Source organism: Streptomyces sp. NPDC079020 (genome assembly GCF_044542225.1).
In the GTDB taxonomy this organism is placed as follows: domain Bacteria; phylum Actinomycetota; class Actinomycetes; order Streptomycetales; family Streptomycetaceae; genus Streptomyces.
In genome coordinates this window covers 53,495-66,954 of the sequence record NZ_JBITUB010000028.1, presented here as the reverse complement: position 1 = coordinate 66,954, position 13,460 = coordinate 53,495, and the positions used below count along the sequence as shown (strand labels likewise).

Annotated in this window: 11 protein-coding genes; 6 read left to right on the top strand and 5 right to left on the bottom strand. The window is 71.6% G+C overall.

Annotated elements, in window-relative coordinates; all coding sequences use genetic code 11:
- Positions 1 to 160: 160 nt before the first annotated feature.
- Genes ACIGJO_RS34455 through ACIGJO_RS34435 form a run of 5 tightly spaced genes read right to left on the bottom strand, consistent with a single transcriptional unit; the run spans position 161 to position 5,650 of the window.
- The gene (locus tag ACIGJO_RS34455; protein ID WP_399965120.1) at positions 161 to 1,474 is read right to left on the bottom strand and encodes a DUF58 domain-containing protein; all 1,314 of its coding nucleotides are present in this window, start codon (positions 1,472 to 1,474) and stop codon (positions 161 to 163) included.
- Positions 1,475 to 1,484: 10 nt separating this feature from the next.
- A complete protein-coding gene (locus ACIGJO_RS34450; RefSeq protein ID WP_399965111.1) occupies positions 1,485 to 2,504 on the bottom strand; it encodes an AAA family ATPase in 1,020 nt (339 codons plus the stop codon).
- Complete coding sequence (locus ACIGJO_RS34445; RefSeq protein ID WP_399965109.1) at positions 2,501 to 3,748, bottom strand: DUF4350 domain-containing protein; 1,248 nt, start codon at positions 3,746 to 3,748, stop codon at positions 2,501 to 2,503. Before ACIGJO_RS34445 ends, ACIGJO_RS34450 begins: the two co-directional genes overlap by 4 nt.
- Positions 3,745 to 4,434, bottom strand: a complete 690-nt coding sequence (locus ACIGJO_RS34440; RefSeq protein ID WP_399965107.1) for a DUF4129 domain-containing protein — start codon at positions 4,432 to 4,434, stop codon at positions 3,745 to 3,747. The genes ACIGJO_RS34445 and ACIGJO_RS34440 overlap by 4 nt, the downstream gene beginning before the upstream one ends.
- 4 nt (positions 4,435 to 4,438) lie before the next feature.
- On the bottom strand, positions 4,439 to 5,650 hold the full coding sequence (locus tag ACIGJO_RS34435) for a glycerophosphoryl diester phosphodiesterase membrane domain-containing protein (RefSeq protein WP_399965104.1): 1,212 nt from the start codon (positions 5,648 to 5,650) through the stop codon (positions 4,439 to 4,441).
- Between the two features lie 140 nt (positions 5,651 to 5,790).
- On the opposite strand from ACIGJO_RS34435, the gene mtnA reads away from it, so the two are divergent.
- From mtnA to hpf, 6 genes are all read left to right on the top strand, one after another.
- Positions 5,791 to 6,936, top strand: coding sequence for an S-methyl-5-thioribose-1-phosphate isomerase (mtnA, locus tag ACIGJO_RS34430; protein WP_399965102.1), 1,146 nt, complete (start codon positions 5,791 to 5,793; stop codon positions 6,934 to 6,936).
- Positions 6,937 to 6,940: 4 nt separating this feature from the next.
- On the top strand, positions 6,941 to 7,630 hold the full coding sequence (mtrA, locus tag ACIGJO_RS34425; RefSeq protein WP_007448372.1) for a two-component system response regulator MtrA: 690 nt from the start codon (positions 6,941 to 6,943) through the stop codon (positions 7,628 to 7,630).
- Position 7,631: 1 nt separating this feature from the next.
- A complete protein-coding gene (gene mtrB, locus ACIGJO_RS34420) occupies positions 7,632 to 9,668 on the top strand; it encodes an MtrAB system histidine kinase MtrB (protein WP_399965100.1) in 2,037 nt (678 codons plus the stop codon).
- A 34-nt stretch (positions 9,669 to 9,702) separates the two neighbouring features.
- Positions 9,703 to 11,523: an LpqB family beta-propeller domain-containing protein gene (locus tag ACIGJO_RS34415; protein ID WP_399965117.1), complete on the top strand. Its 1,821-nt coding sequence runs from the start codon at positions 9,703 to 9,705 to the stop codon at positions 11,521 to 11,523.
- Between the two features lie 96 nt (positions 11,524 to 11,619).
- On the top strand, positions 11,620 to 12,423 hold the full coding sequence (locus ACIGJO_RS34410) for a ComF family protein (RefSeq protein WP_399965098.1): 804 nt from the start codon (positions 11,620 to 11,622) through the stop codon (positions 12,421 to 12,423).
- 326 nt (positions 12,424 to 12,749) lie between these two features.
- Positions 12,750 to 13,439, top strand: coding sequence for a ribosome hibernation-promoting factor, HPF/YfiA family (gene hpf / locus ACIGJO_RS34405; RefSeq protein ID WP_399965096.1), 690 nt, complete (start codon positions 12,750 to 12,752; stop codon positions 13,437 to 13,439).
- Positions 13,440 to 13,460 lie beyond the last annotated feature (21 nt).

Below are 13,460 nucleotides of genomic sequence, written 5' to 3'. Positions count from 1 at the left end.
TGCAGGGGGGACCCTGTGGGAGAGTAGGACGCCGCCGAACAATTTTTCCGGGAAAGCCCCGTACCGCAAGGTACGGGGCTTTTCTGCGTTCACCACCAGAACGTCGTTCTGCCCACCCTGGCTGGGTGGGCAAGCTCCTGTCGCGATCGGGAGACGGTCTTCAGAGTCGGCCGGCTGCTTTGAGCGCCAGATAGGCGTCGGCGAGTGCGGGGGCGAGGTTCTCGGGGGTGGCATCGACGACGGTGACGCCGTGGCGTCGCAGCTGTTCCGCCGTGCGGCGCCGCTCGGCCTGGGCCTGTGCGCCGGCGGCTGCCTCGTACACCGCGTCCACTGTGCCCCGGGCATGCGCCATCGTCTCGATCTGCGGGTCGGCGACGGCGGCGACCAGCACCGTGTGGCGCTGGGTGAGCTGAGGGAGCACCGGAAGCAGGCCCTCTTCGACGGGGGCGGCCTCCAGGCCCGTCAGGATGACGATCAGAGAGCGTCGGGGAGCGGCGGCCAGGGCCGCCGTACTGAGGGCGCGGGCGTCCGTCTCGACGAGCTCCGGCTCCAGGGGAGCCAGGGCGTCGACGACTCTCGCCAGGACGTCGCCCGTGTCGGTGCGGCCCTGGACCCGGGCCCGGACGCGGCGGTCATGGGCGAGCAGGTTCACGCGGTCGCCCGCGCGGGTGGCGAGAGCGGTGAGGAGCAGCGTCGCGTCCATCGCGGCATCGAGTCTGGGGATGTCGCCCACCCGGCCTGCCGAGGTTCGCCCTGTGTCCAGGACGATGAGGATGTGGCGGTCCCGCTCGGGGCGCCAGGTGCGAACCGCGACGGCGGACTGACGCGCCGTGGCCCTCCAGTCGATGGAGCGGGTGTCGTCGCCCGGCACATAGGCCCTCAGGCTGTCGAACTCCGTGCCTTCCCCACGCGTGAGGACGCTGGTGCGGCCGTCGAGTTCGCGGAGCCGCGCGAGCCGGGACGGCAGATGCTTGCGGCTGGTGAACGGGGGCAGCACCCGGACCGTCCAGGGGACCTTGTGGTGGCCCTGGCGGGCGGCGAGGCCCAGCGGTCCGAGTGAGCGGACGGTGACGCGTTCGGACCGGCGGTCGCCGCGGCGGGTCGGGCGGAGCAGGGTGCTGAGCCGGCGTTGTTCGCCCGCGGGGACCGTGAACGTGTGGCGGGACGCCGACCGGTCGGTACCGGTGGGCCAGCTGCTGGGGGGCCAGGCGTCCCGGAGCTGGGCCCGCAGTCGGCGCCGGGACGGATTGGTCACGGTGAGTCGCACTTCTGCGGTGTCACCGAGTCGAACGGATGTATCACCGGATCGGGTGAAACGAAGCGTGCGCACTGGTGCTGCCAGGGCGTAGTCGCACAGAATTGCTAGAGAGAGCGGGGCGTTGACCGCGAGCATTCCTGTCCAGCTCGGAGCCAGGATGCCTACAGGGAGTGATCCCAGTGCGGCCAGCAGCGCGGCTCGTCCGGTGAGGGCCATGGTCATCGCCTCATCGAGGTACGGGGACGTGGGCGAGCACCGAGGTGATGACGGAGTCGGGGGTGACTCCCTCCATCTCCGCTTCGGGCCGCAGGTGAATGCGATGACGGAGCGTGGGAAGAGCCAGGGCCTTCACATCGTCCGGGATGACATAGTCCCGTCCGGTCAGCCAGGCCCAGGCGCGAGCGGTGGAGAGCAGTGCGGTGGCGCCTCGCGGGGAGACGCCGAGGGCAAGTGAGGGGGATTCACGCGTGGCACGGCAGATATCGACGACATAGCCGGCGATCTCCGGGGAGACCGTGGTTCTGGAGACGGCTTCGCGGGCGGCTTCCAGATCGGCGGGGCCCGCGACCGGGCGTATGCCGGCCGCCTTCAGGTCACGGGGGTTGAAGCCGTCGGCATGACGGGTGAGGACATTGATCTCGTCCTGCCGCGACGGCAGGGGAACCGTCAGTTTGAGCAGGAAGCGGTCCAGTTGGGCCTCGGGGAGCGGGTACGTGCCCTCGTACTCGACGGGGTTCTGGGTCGCGGCGACCAGGAACGGGTCGGGCAGTGGGCGGGGGGTTCCGTCGACGGTGACCTGACGTTCCTCCATGGCTTCCAGGAGGGAGGCCTGAGTCTTGGGAGGGGTGCGGTTGATTTCGTCGGCGAGCAGCAGATTCGTGAACACCGGGCCGGGCTGGAAGGAGAACTCTGCCGTGCGGGCGTCGTAGACGAGGGAGCCGGTGACGTCGCTCGGCATCAGGTCGGGGGTGAACTGCACACGTTTGGTGTCGAGTTCGAGAGAGGCGGCGAGGGCGCGCACCAGGAGGGTCTTCGCCACACCGGGGACACCTTCGAGGAGGACATGGCCTCGGCAGAGCAGCGCGACGACGAGTCCGGTGACCGCCGGGTCCTGACCGACCACGGCCTTGGCGATCTCGGAGCGCAGGGCTTCCAGGGACGCGCGGGCGTCGGCGGAGAGCGCGGGTGCCGCGGGAGCCTCAGGGGTCTCGGTGGGCCTGATGGGCTCTGGGGTCGGGGCGCTCATGAAGTGCGTACCTCTCTTTCGAGGGCGTCGAGTTGGTCGGCGAGAAGAACGAGTGCGGCGTCATCGGTGGGGGGCGGACCGAAGAGCAGGGTGCTGCGGTCGACGCTGGGGCCGGTGAGGCGTGCGGAGAGGGCGGGGAGCAGGACGTCGGGGGAGTGGGCACCGTGGGAGGACACACCGATGAAGGGGGCGACGCGGGTGCGGGTGGCGGATCGGAGTGAGGCGGATGCCCGGTCGCGGGCGTTGGCCTTGCGGTAGAGGCGGGCGCGGCCCTCGGCGGACTCGGAGGCGCGAACGGCCACCGGGAGCCGCTCGGTGACCAGGGGGCCCAGTCGGCGGGCGCGCCAGACGGCGGCGAGTACGGCCGCGAGGGTGAGTTGCAGGGTTCCCCAGATCCAGCCGGAGGGGATCAGGCCGAGGAAGCTGCTCTCGCCCCCGGAGTCGTGGGTGCCGTCGTCGCCGGAGCTGTCACCGCTGTCGGCACGTCCGTCGCCCCGGGTCGCGGAGGGATCGGCCAGAGAGGGGAGGTACCAGACGACATGGGGGCGGGAACCGAGGAGTCGCAGGGCGAGCGACGCGTTGCCGTGTTGGGCGAGACGCTCGTTGTGGAGGAAGTCGGGGGAGCCGAGGAGGACGGTGTCGCCGCGGCCGGGCTCCGTGAGGACAAAGAGTGCGGGGCGGCCGCCGCTCGGGTAACAGGCGAGGGCATCGAGGCCTTCCGCCGTGTAGCGGATGCCCCCCATGTCCGCCGTGCCCGCGTCGCGGGCGGCCGGGAAGGCGCATGCCGGTGCGCGTTCGGTCACCTCGCCGGGCGGTTCGGCGTATACGCCGGGGGCCAGTTCGTCGACGGAGGCCGGGCCCGGGGCGATCAGTACGGTGCGGCCGGCGGAGGTGGCGGTCGCCGTGCGGAGCCGGTGCTGTTGCCACGGGGTCAGCAGATTGGGGCGGGCCACCAGGAGCGTGGTGTCGGGGCCTGCCGCGGTCGTCGCCTCGTCGAGGGTGGTCGCGACGGTGACGGATACGCCGCGGTCCTTGAGGAGTTCGGCGATGGCGCGGCTGCCGAAGGGGTCGGCGGAGCGGGGGTCGAGCCGGCCGTGGTGGTCGCCGGAGCGTACGGCGGCGAACGTGATTCCGGCGACGGCGAGGATGAGTACGGCGAGCAGCAGCCCTCGGGCGCGCTTCCAGACCTGGCGCGGGGTGGGGGCGGCCGAGGTGGGGGATGCGGTGGTGGTGGCCGTGGTCATCCGGCGGCTCCTCGGGCGGTACCGGACAGCAGGGGCTTGGCGGCGCCGAGTTCGAGATCGAGGGTGCGCAGGGTCAGGTATGTCTGCTGGTCGGCCGTGCGGCCGCCGTATGTGACGTCGTCGAACGCTCTGGCGGCGGCTCGCAGGCGGGCGGCGTGCTCGGGAAGGGGGCGGCCCGCTTCGGCGGCGGCCTCGTCCGCGGTGCGGCCGGGGCGGGGGTCGAGCAGGGCCCGCTCCTCCAGGGACCGGACGACGGCCCGCATGCGTTCCTGCACGGCCTCGTTCCAGCGGAGGGCCGCCGCGTGTGTCTCGGCGGCGGTGCGGTGCTGGTCCGCGCTGCGGGTGCCGACACTCTCGAAGAGGCCGTCGGCGGCGCGGGCGGAGCGTTGCGGTGTGCCCAGCCGCCACCACAGGGCGACGGCCAGGCCGATGACGAGCAGTACGAGCACGGCGAGCCCCACGGGACCGCCGGGCGCGTTGTCGGCGGCGGCGTCGAAGAGACCGCCGACCCAGTCCCAGAAGCGGTCGAGGCCGCGCTGGAGCATGTTGGGGTCGTTCTCGTGGTACATCGGTTTGGACAGCTCGTGCTCGGCCGCTTCACGGGCCGGGACGCGCGGGGCGTCCACGGGTATGTCGTCCGCCCGGATGCCGTGCCGTCCTGCCGCGGTGCCCCCCGCCCCCGGCACAGCATCAGCTCCTGGGGCTGTCGGTGGTGTAGCCGGGTACGCCCGCGGCCCGTGCGAGGTCGAGGTCGAGTGCTTCCCGGCGGATGCGCTGGTCCACGTAGAGGAGAGCCATCACACCTGCGGTGAAGGGGTAGGTGAGCGTCGAGACGATCACTTCGCCGATGCCCGTCACGATGAGGAAGGGCCAGCCGAAGCCGGCGGAGTCGGCGTTGAGGAGTTCATCGAGCCCGTTGCCGTCGGCGGAGAGTGCCACGACACCGAACGGGATGCTGATGACCAGGGCCAGCATCAGGACGATCAGGTAGGTGAGCGCCAGGATGCCGAAGGTGCGCCACCAGGCGCCCCGGACCAGCTTCGCCGACCGGCGCAGTGCGGTGGGGATGGACTGGCGCTCCAGCATCAGGGCCGGTGCGGCGAGGGTGAAGCGGACCATCAGCCAGAGGACCACGGCGCAGGCGGCGGCGAAGCCGAGGAGGGAGAGTGCCGCTCCCGCGCCGGAGCCCAGAAGTATTCCGGGAAGGATTCCCACGGCCATGATGGCGGCGCTCATCAGGGCCAGCAGCAGGGTGAGGCCGAGAAGCCGCAGGATCTGGGGGCGTGCCTCCGACCAGGCGTCGGAGAGTGTCACCGGCCGGCCCAGCACGGAGCGGCTGATCACCACGGTGAGCACCGAGGTGATGAACAGCGTGGCGATCATCGTGATGAGTGTGGCCGGTCCGCTCGCGGTCAGGGTGGCCTGCGCGGACTCGGTGGCCTGGCGGATGGCTTCGGCGCCGGTGGCGTTCGGGTCGACGGACGGCGGTTCCGGCAGGAGGTAGCGCTGGATCAGGATGACCGCGGTCTGGGTGACCACGGAGACGGCGAGGCTGATGCCCAGCACGGTGCGCCAGTGGGCGCGCATGGTGGCCATGGCGCCGTCGAGGATCTCGCCGACGCTCAGTGGCCGGAGCGGGATGACACCGGGCTTCGCCGCGGCGGGCGGCCCGCCCCACGCGGAGCCCGGCGGGCGGCCTCCCCAGCCGGGTGCGGGCGGTGGCGCCCCGGGGCCGCTGCCCGGGGTGCTCGGTGCGGACCACTGCCCGGGAGACGGCTGCGCGGGGGGTTTCTGTCCCGCCGGGCCGTTTCCGTCCACGGGCCGGGAGGGCCGGGGGATGCCCGTCTCCTGGCCGTCGGAGGGGGCAGATCCGGGCGACGCCCAGCCCGGAGAGTCGTTCATTCTGGCTCCTTCACCGTCCTGTCCGCTCATGGGGGCGGCAGGTTGGCAGCCATCGTGCCACGCGTTGCTCCGGTGGGGACCAGGCGCTGTATCTCCTTCGTACCTTCATTTGTGGGCGGCTCACCGGGCAGACTGGGTGGATGGCTGATCAGGACGCGCAATCGCCGGTGGGCATCGAGCCTTCCGCGCTTTCCGTACTCCGCTGGGACGAGTCTGCGGGAGGTGCTGTTCTGGTGCTCCTCGACCAGACGCGGCTGCCCGCGGAGGAGGTCGAGCTGGTGTGTGCGGATGTGCCCGCGCTGGTGCGGGCGATCAGGACGCTGGCGGTGCGGGGAGCGCCGCTCCTGGGGATCGCCGGGGGCTACGGAGTGGCGCTGGCCGCCGCGCGGGGCCATGACGTGGCGGAGGCCGCGGAGCTGCTGGAGCGGGCGCGGCCCACCGCTGTGAACCTCGGGTACGGGGTGCGGCGTACGGCGGGGGCGTACCGGGCGGCGGTCGCGAAGGGGGCCGGCCCCGAGGCGGCGGCCGCCGCGGCGCTCGCCGAGGCGCGGGCCCTGCACCGCGAGGACGCGGAGGCCAGTGGGCGTATGGCACGGTACGGTCTTGCTCTCCTGGAGGAGCTGCTGCCGGGCGGAGGTCATCAGCTGCTGACCCACTGCAACACGGGGGCGCTGGTCTCCGGGGGCGAGGGGACGGCGTTCGCGGTGGCGCTGCGGGTCCACCGGGAGGGGCGGCTGAGGCGGCTCTGGGTGGACGAGACGCGTCCGCTGCTCCAGGGGGCCAGGCTGACCGCGTACGAGGCGGCGCGTCACGGGATGGCGTACAGCCTGCTCACGGACAACGCGGCAGGTTCGCTGTTCGCCGCGGGGGAGGTGGACGCCGTGCTCATCGGGGCGGACCGCATCGCCGCCGACGGGTCGGTGGCCAACAAGGTGGGGAGCTATCCGCTGGCGGTGCTCGCGAAGTACCACCATGTGCCGTTCATCGTGGTGGCGCCGACCACGACCGTGGATCTGGACACGGTGGACGGCTCGTCGATCATCGTCGAGCAGCGTTCCGGGAGGGAAGTGACGGAGGTCACATCGTCCCGGGCGGCATCGGTCGACGGAGGAGGGGGTGGGCCGGTCGTGGCACCCCTGGGAACCGTGGCGTACAACCCGGCATTCGACATCACGCCGCCGGAACTGATCACGGCGATCGTCACGGAGGAGGGCGTAATTTCCCCGGTCACGGGGGTCGGACTGGCAGAGCTGTGTGCCAGGTCATCGCAGGTAACGATTAGCTAATGGGATGATGTCGATTATGAAGGGACGCGTCCTTGTCGTCGACGACGACACCGCACTGGCCGAGATGCTCGGGATTGTGCTGCGTGGAGAAGGTTTCGAGCCGTCGTTCGTAGCGGACGGCGACAAGGCACTTGCTGCATTTCGTGAGGCCAAACCGGACCTGGTTCTGCTGGATCTCATGCTGCCCGGACGGGACGGCATCGAGGTCTGCAGGCTGATCAGGGCCGAGTCAGGTGTGCCGATCGTCATGCTCACTGCCAAGAGCGACACCGTCGATGTGGTGGTGGGCCTGGAATCCGGGGCCGACGACTACATCGTCAAGCCGTTCAAACCGAAGGAGTTGGTTGCCCGGATCAGGGCACGTCTGAGGCGTTCCGAGGAGCCCGCGCCGGAACAGCTGACCATCGGTGACCTGGTCATCGATGTGGCCGGTCATTCGGTGAAGCGCGAGGGGCAGTCCATCGCCCTGACTCCGCTGGAGTTCGACCTGCTGGTCGCGCTCGCCCGCAAGCCGTGGCAGGTCTTCACCCGTGAGGTCCTGCTGGAGCAGGTGTGGGGCTACCGTCACGCCGCCGACACCCGTCTGGTGAATGTCCATGTCCAGCGTCTCCGCTCCAAGGTCGAGAAGGACCCGGAGCGGCCGGAGATCGTCGTGACCGTCCGAGGTGTCGGTTACAAGGCCGGACCGAGCTGACATGACCCGAGGCAGCGCTGCTCCGAAGCCCGGGGAGCCGGGAGTCCGTGCGGGGCGGGCTGCCGGTCCGGGAGGGAAGAACTCCCGGACGGGCCGATTTCTGCGGGGCGGCCGGTTGCTCCAGGACCGGGCGCCCGGCAGTCCCGTACCGCGGCTGCTGATGCGGTGGGTGCGGCGCCCGCTGCTGCCCGCCGTGCGGCTGTGGCGGCGCAACCTCCAGTTCCGCGTCGTCGCGGGCACGCTGCTGATGTCCCTCGGGGTGGTGCTGCTGCTCGGCTTCGTCGTGATCGGGCAGGTGCGCAACGGGCTGCTCGACGCCAAGGCCAAGGCCGCCCAGACCCAGGCCGCCGGTGGTTTCGCCGCGGCCCAGGAGAAGGCGAACGCTCCCCTGACCCCCGGCGGGCAGGGCGACGACGCCACCGACGGCATGACCGCCAACACCTCCTGGCGTACCGAGCTTGTCGACCAGCTCGCCAGCGGCGGCAAGAACGCCTTCAACGTGGTGGCCCTCAGCGCGGACTCCGCGACCGAGGGCGTGACCAGCCGTGCGCCACGCGGCTCGGGCAGCGTCGAGGCGTCCAGCGTGCCGGACAGCCTGCGCAAGGCCGTGGGCGAGGGGCCGGGCGCGTTCCAGACGTACTCCCTGATCCGCTACTACGGCGAGGAGTCGCAGCCCGGACTCGTCGTCGGCAAGCGGCTCTACGACGTCGACCACCATCCGTACGAGCTGTACTACCTCTTCCCGCTGGCGCAGGAGGAGAAGTCGCTGACGCTGGTCAAGACGACCCTGGCGACCGCGGGACTGTTCGTGGTCGTGCTGCTCGGCGCCATCGCCTGGTTCGTGGTGCGGCAGGTCGTCACGCCGGTACGGATGGCCGCAGGCATCGTCGAGCGGCTCTCCGCGGGCCGGCTCCAGGAACGGATGAAGGTCACCGGCGAGGACGACATCGCCCGGCTCGGTGAGGCCTTCAACAAGATGGCGCAGAACCTCCAGCTGAAGATCCAGCAGCTGGAGGAGCTCTCCCGGATGCAGCGGCGGTTCGTCTCGGACGTCTCGCACGAGCTGCGGACCCCGCTGACGACCGTGCGCATGGCCGCCGATGTCATCCATGAGGCGCGTGCGGACTTCGACCCCGTCACCGCACGCTCCGCCGAACTGCTCGGGGACCAGCTCGACCGCTTCGAGTCACTGCTCTCCGACCTGCTGGAGATCAGCAGGTTCGACGCGGGCGCGGCGGCCCTGGAGGCCGAGCCGATAGATCTGCGGTCGGTCGTACGGCGGGTCATCGGCGGCGCCGAACCACTGGCCGAGCGCAAGGGCACCCGGATCAGGGTCGTCGGCGACGAGCAGCCGGTGATCGCGGAGGCCGACGCCCGGCGCGTCGAGCGTGTACTGCGCAATCTCGTGGTCAACGCCGTCGAGCACGGTGAGGGCCGGGACGTCGTCGTGCGGATGGGCGCGGCACAGGGCGCCGTCGCCGTGGCGGTCCGGGACTACGGAGTGGGGCTCAAGCCCGGCGAGGCGACCCGGGTCTTCAACCGGTTCTGGCGCGCCGACCCGGCGCGGGCCCGGACGACCGGCGGTACGGGTCTGGGGCTGTCGATCGCCGTCGAGGACGCCCGGCTGCACGGCGGCTGGCTGCAGGCCTGGGGCGAGCCGGGCGGCGGCTCGCAGTTCCGGCTGACGCTGCCGCGCACCGCGGACGAGCCGCTGCGCGGTTCCCCGATACCACTGGAGCCGGAGGACTCGCGGCGCAACCGGGAGAGCCGCGAGCGCACCGGTACGCCGCCGCTGACCGGCGGCGGACACCGGCTGGTGTCCGTACCGAACCAGCCCGGTTCGACCGAGCGCCCGCCGCTGCCCGTGCCGGCGCGGGCCCCCGTGGCTCCGCGCCCGGCCCCGGCCTCCGTCCATCCGGCGGCGCTGCCCGGCAGTGGCGCGCGCGTCGTGGCCCGCCCGGCCGGGGAGCGTCCGGGCGGCGGCGCCGATACCGAAGCGCGGGAACCCGACCAGGAGGACACGACACGTGGGCACTGACCGTCGTCTGGGCGGCCATGGACGGGCGGTGCGCATGTCCGCGCTGCTCGGCTGCGGCATCGTGGTGCTGGCCGGCTGCGGATCGATGCCGGTCACCGGGGATGTGAAGGCCGTCGACGCCTCGCAGGCGGGCGATTCCCAGGTGCAGGTGTACGCGGTGCCGCCGAGGGAGGGCGCGGAGCCGAGCGAGGTGGTCGACGGGTTCCTGGAGTCGATGACCAGCGACGACCCGGACTTCCGGACGACCCGGCAGTACCTCACCAAGGAGGCGGGCCGTGCCTGGAGGCCGAGCGAGGGCACCACGGTGCTCGCGAAGGCCCCCAACCGGAGCGGGCCCTCGCTCCACGACAAGGAACGCAAGAGCGCGGAGACCTCCTACACGCTGACCGGCGAGAAGGTGGCGTCGGTCGACGAACAGAGCTCCTACCGGCCGCTCGCGCCCACCGACTACTCCCGGACCCTGCACCTCGTCCGGGAGAACGGGGCGGACGGCAAGCGCGAGTGGCGCATCGACATCGTTCCGGACGGCCTGGTGCTCGGGCAGTCCGACTTCAAGCGGCTCTACCGCTCCGTCAACAAGTACTACTTCGCCACCGGTCTCACGGACGGGCAGTCCACGCTGGTCGCCGACCCCGTGTACGTACGGAACCGGACCGATCCCGTCACCCGGATGGACACGGCGACCCAGACGGTCCGGACCCTGCTGGAGGGACCGACGGACTGGCTGCGCCCGGTGGCCGATTCCCGTTTCCCCGCCGGTACGGCGCTGCAGAAGAGGGTCACCTCCCTGGCGCCCGACGACCAGAACGTCCTGAGGGTGCCGCTCAACAAGAAGGCCGACAAGGCCGCCCCGGCCACCTGCCGCATGATGGCCGCACAGGTCCTCTTCACCCTGCGCGATCTCACATCCGCGCGGGTCGAACGGGTGGAGCTGGAGGGCGGCCGGGGCCGGCTGTGCGCGCTGAACTCCGACGAGGCGGAGGAGTTCGCCTCCGACAACGGGTCCGGTGCGCCCGACAGCCAGTACTTCGTCGACGACAAGGGCCGGGTGCTGCGGATCCCCGGGAACTCCAAGGGCAGCGGCGACCCGGAGCCGGTGACCGGGCCGCTCGGCACCGGAGCGGTGGCGATGAGCGCCGTCGGTGTGGCCCGTGACGAGCAGAGCGCCGCCGCGGTCTCGGGGAACCAGCAGAGTCTGTATGTGTCCTCCACGGTCGCCGAGGGTGAACTGGCGCTCCCCGTGGTGACCAGCAAGGCGAAGAAGGCCGCCGACCGGCTGTCGCCGCCGAGCTGGGACGGCCGGGGCGATCTGTGGGTCGCCGACCGCGACCCCGCGAACCGCAGGCTGCTGCGGCTGGCGAAGGGCGAGGGCAAGTCGCAGGAGGTGTCCGTCCCGAACCTGGACGGCGGGCGGATCGAGGAGCTGCGGCTGTCGGCCGACGGCGTGCGGATCGCCCTTCTGCTGTCGAAGGACGGGCATACGACGCTGAAGATCGGCCGCGTCGAGCGGAGCGGGCCCGAGGACGCGCAGACGGTCTCGGTCGAGGATCTGCGGCAGGCCGCACCGCAGCTCACGGACGTGACGGCGATCTCCTGGTCGGGCCGCAGCCGCCTCGTGGTGGTCGGCAAGGAGGAGGACGGCGTCCAGCAGGTGCGTTATGTGCAGGCGGACGGCTCCACCTCGTCCTCCGGTGTGCTGCCCGGGGTGAACCAGGTGCAGGCGGTCGCCGCGGCGGACGACGAGCTGCTTCCCCTGATGGCCGAGACCGTGGACGACGGAATCGTGAAGCTCTCGCCCGGCGACAACTGGCAGACGGTGCTCAAGGGCGGCACCTCGCTCGTCTACCCCGGCTGACCGGTGACCCGGGCGGCCGGCACGCGGGCAGGCACCCGGGCGGCCGGGTTTTCCACAGGCCTGGTCCGGGGTCCGCGAGCCCGGCACAGTTGACCCATGCGGGAATGGTGGCGGGAGATCACCGGCCTGGTCCTGCCGGTGGCCTGCGCCGGCTGCGGCCTGCCCCGTACGGAGCTGTGCCGGCCGTGTGCGGCGGCGCTGGAGGGCGCGCTGCCGCGCCGGGTGCGTCCTTCGCCCGAGCCCGCCGGGCTGCCGGTGGTGCGGGCCGCCGCCCCGTACGAGAACGCGGTGCGTGCGGTGCTGCTGGCCCACAAGGAGCGAGGTGCACTAGGGCTTGCCGGAGCGCTCGGACGGGCCTTGGCGGGCGCTGTGAGGGCCGGGGAGGGCCCGCCGGGGGACGGGGGACCCCTGCTGCTCGTGCCCGTGCCGTCGGCTCGGCGGTCCACCGGGGCGCGCGGCCATGATCCGGTGCGCCGGATCGCGCTGGCGGCTGCCGGGGAGCTGCGGCGCACCGGGGTACCGGCCCGGGTGCTCTCTCTGCTGCGGCAGCGGCGTCCGGTGGCCGATCAGGCGGGGCTCGGAGCACGGCAGCGGCAGGTGAACCTGGCGGGTGCGCTGGAGGTGGTGCCCGGTGGCGGGCGGCTCCTCGCGGGCGGCCGGGTGGTGCTGGTGGACGACCTGATGACGACGGGCGCGACCCTGGCCGAAGCGGCGCGGGCCGTTCGTGCCGTACCCGGTCCCCTCGGTGCCTCCCCGTATGCCTTTCCGCGCGTCACGCCGGGTGCCGCGGCGCGTTCGATCGAGCCCGCCGGGACACGGGGAGGAACGGGCCCGGGGGCGCCGCGCGCGGCGGTTGTCTCAGCCTCTCCGGCTGCCTTCGAAATAAACTGGAACTGTTAGCAAACTTGCATCGTTGCAGGTGGTGAGAGGGTAAAAGGCACTGAACGGAGGTACGGGCGAGTAGCGGGTGCCGACATCGTGGTGGGCAGGCTATGTTCGGTTGTGAGGAATGGTGAATGCCGGACCTCGATGAATGCACCGCCAGGTTTCGGGCAGGCAACTCACCGGTAGTTCAGTGGCACGCAAGTCGGTGGGGTGGTGACCTCATCGACGGGTGAGGAGGAGGTGTACGTCACCCAGTCCGAGGCCCCGGAGATCACCGGGGCCTGGTGCAAAAGGGAGATGCTCCGCCGTCGCAGCGGAGCGATCCGGGAACGGAGTTCTGCGTGGACATCGTCGTCAAGGGCCGCAAGACCGAGGTGCCCGAGCGGTTCCGCAAGCACGTGGCCGAGAAGCTGAAGCTGGACAAGATCCAGAAGTTCGACGGCAAGGTGATCAGCCTCGACGTCGAGGTGTCCAAGGAGCCGAATCCCCGTCAGGCCGACCGTTCCGACCGGGTGGAGATCACTCTCCGCTCCCGCGGGCCGGTCATCCGGGCGGAAGCGGCAGCAGGCGACCCTTACGCAGCGCTTGACCTGGCCACCGGCAAGCTGGAGGCGCGGCTGCGCAAGCAGCACGACAAGCGCAACAGCCGTCGTGGCAGCGGCCGGTTGTCGGCCGCCGAGGTCGGCGAGGTAGTGCCGGGTGCCGCCTCGTTCAACGGGGACGGCGTCCTCGCCGGCGAGGAATCGTCACCGTCCGTGCCCACCACCAGGATCGGTTCGCTCGAGGTACAGGGCGAGGGACCGCTGGTGATGCGCGAGAAGACGCACGTCGCAGCACCGATGACGCTCGACCAGGCGCTCTACGAGATGGAGCTGGTCGGGCACGACTTCTACCTGTTCGTCGACTCGGAGAGCAAGGAGCCCAGCGTCGTCTACCGGCGACACGCCTACGACTACGGTGTCATCCACCTGAGGACCGACCCGCTCGCCGCCGATGAGGCGGGCGGCGCGGGTGGCGCGCTCGGCGGCTGACGCCGCACCCCTCGTGGTGCC

Excerpts from the sequence above, each read along its gene's own strand:
- ACIGJO_RS34455 (WP_399965120.1), bottom strand. The coding sequence starts at position 1,474 with ATGGCCCTCACCGGACGAGCCGCGCTGCTGGCCGCACTGGGATCACTC.
- ACIGJO_RS34450 (WP_399965111.1), bottom strand. The coding sequence starts at position 2,504 with ATGAGCGCCCCGACCCCAGAGCCCATCAGGCCCACCGAGACCCCTGAG.
- ACIGJO_RS34445 (WP_399965109.1), bottom strand. The coding sequence starts at position 3,748 with ATGACCACGGCCACCACCACCGCATCCCCCACCTCGGCCGCCCCCACC.
- ACIGJO_RS34435 (WP_399965104.1), bottom strand. The coding sequence starts at position 5,650 with ATGAACGACTCTCCGGGCTGGGCGTCGCCCGGATCTGCCCCCTCCGAC.
- mtnA (WP_399965102.1), top strand. The coding sequence starts at position 5,791 with ATGGCTGATCAGGACGCGCAATCGCCGGTGGGCATCGAGCCTTCCGCG.
- mtrA (WP_007448372.1), top strand. The coding sequence starts at position 6,941 with ATGATGTCGATTATGAAGGGACGCGTCCTTGTCGTCGACGACGACACC.
- mtrB (WP_399965100.1), top strand. The coding sequence starts at position 7,632 with ATGACCCGAGGCAGCGCTGCTCCGAAGCCCGGGGAGCCGGGAGTCCGT.
- ACIGJO_RS34415 (WP_399965117.1), top strand. The coding sequence starts at position 9,703 with ATGTCCGCGCTGCTCGGCTGCGGCATCGTGGTGCTGGCCGGCTGCGGA.
- ACIGJO_RS34410 (WP_399965098.1), top strand. The coding sequence starts at position 11,620 with ATGCGGGAATGGTGGCGGGAGATCACCGGCCTGGTCCTGCCGGTGGCC.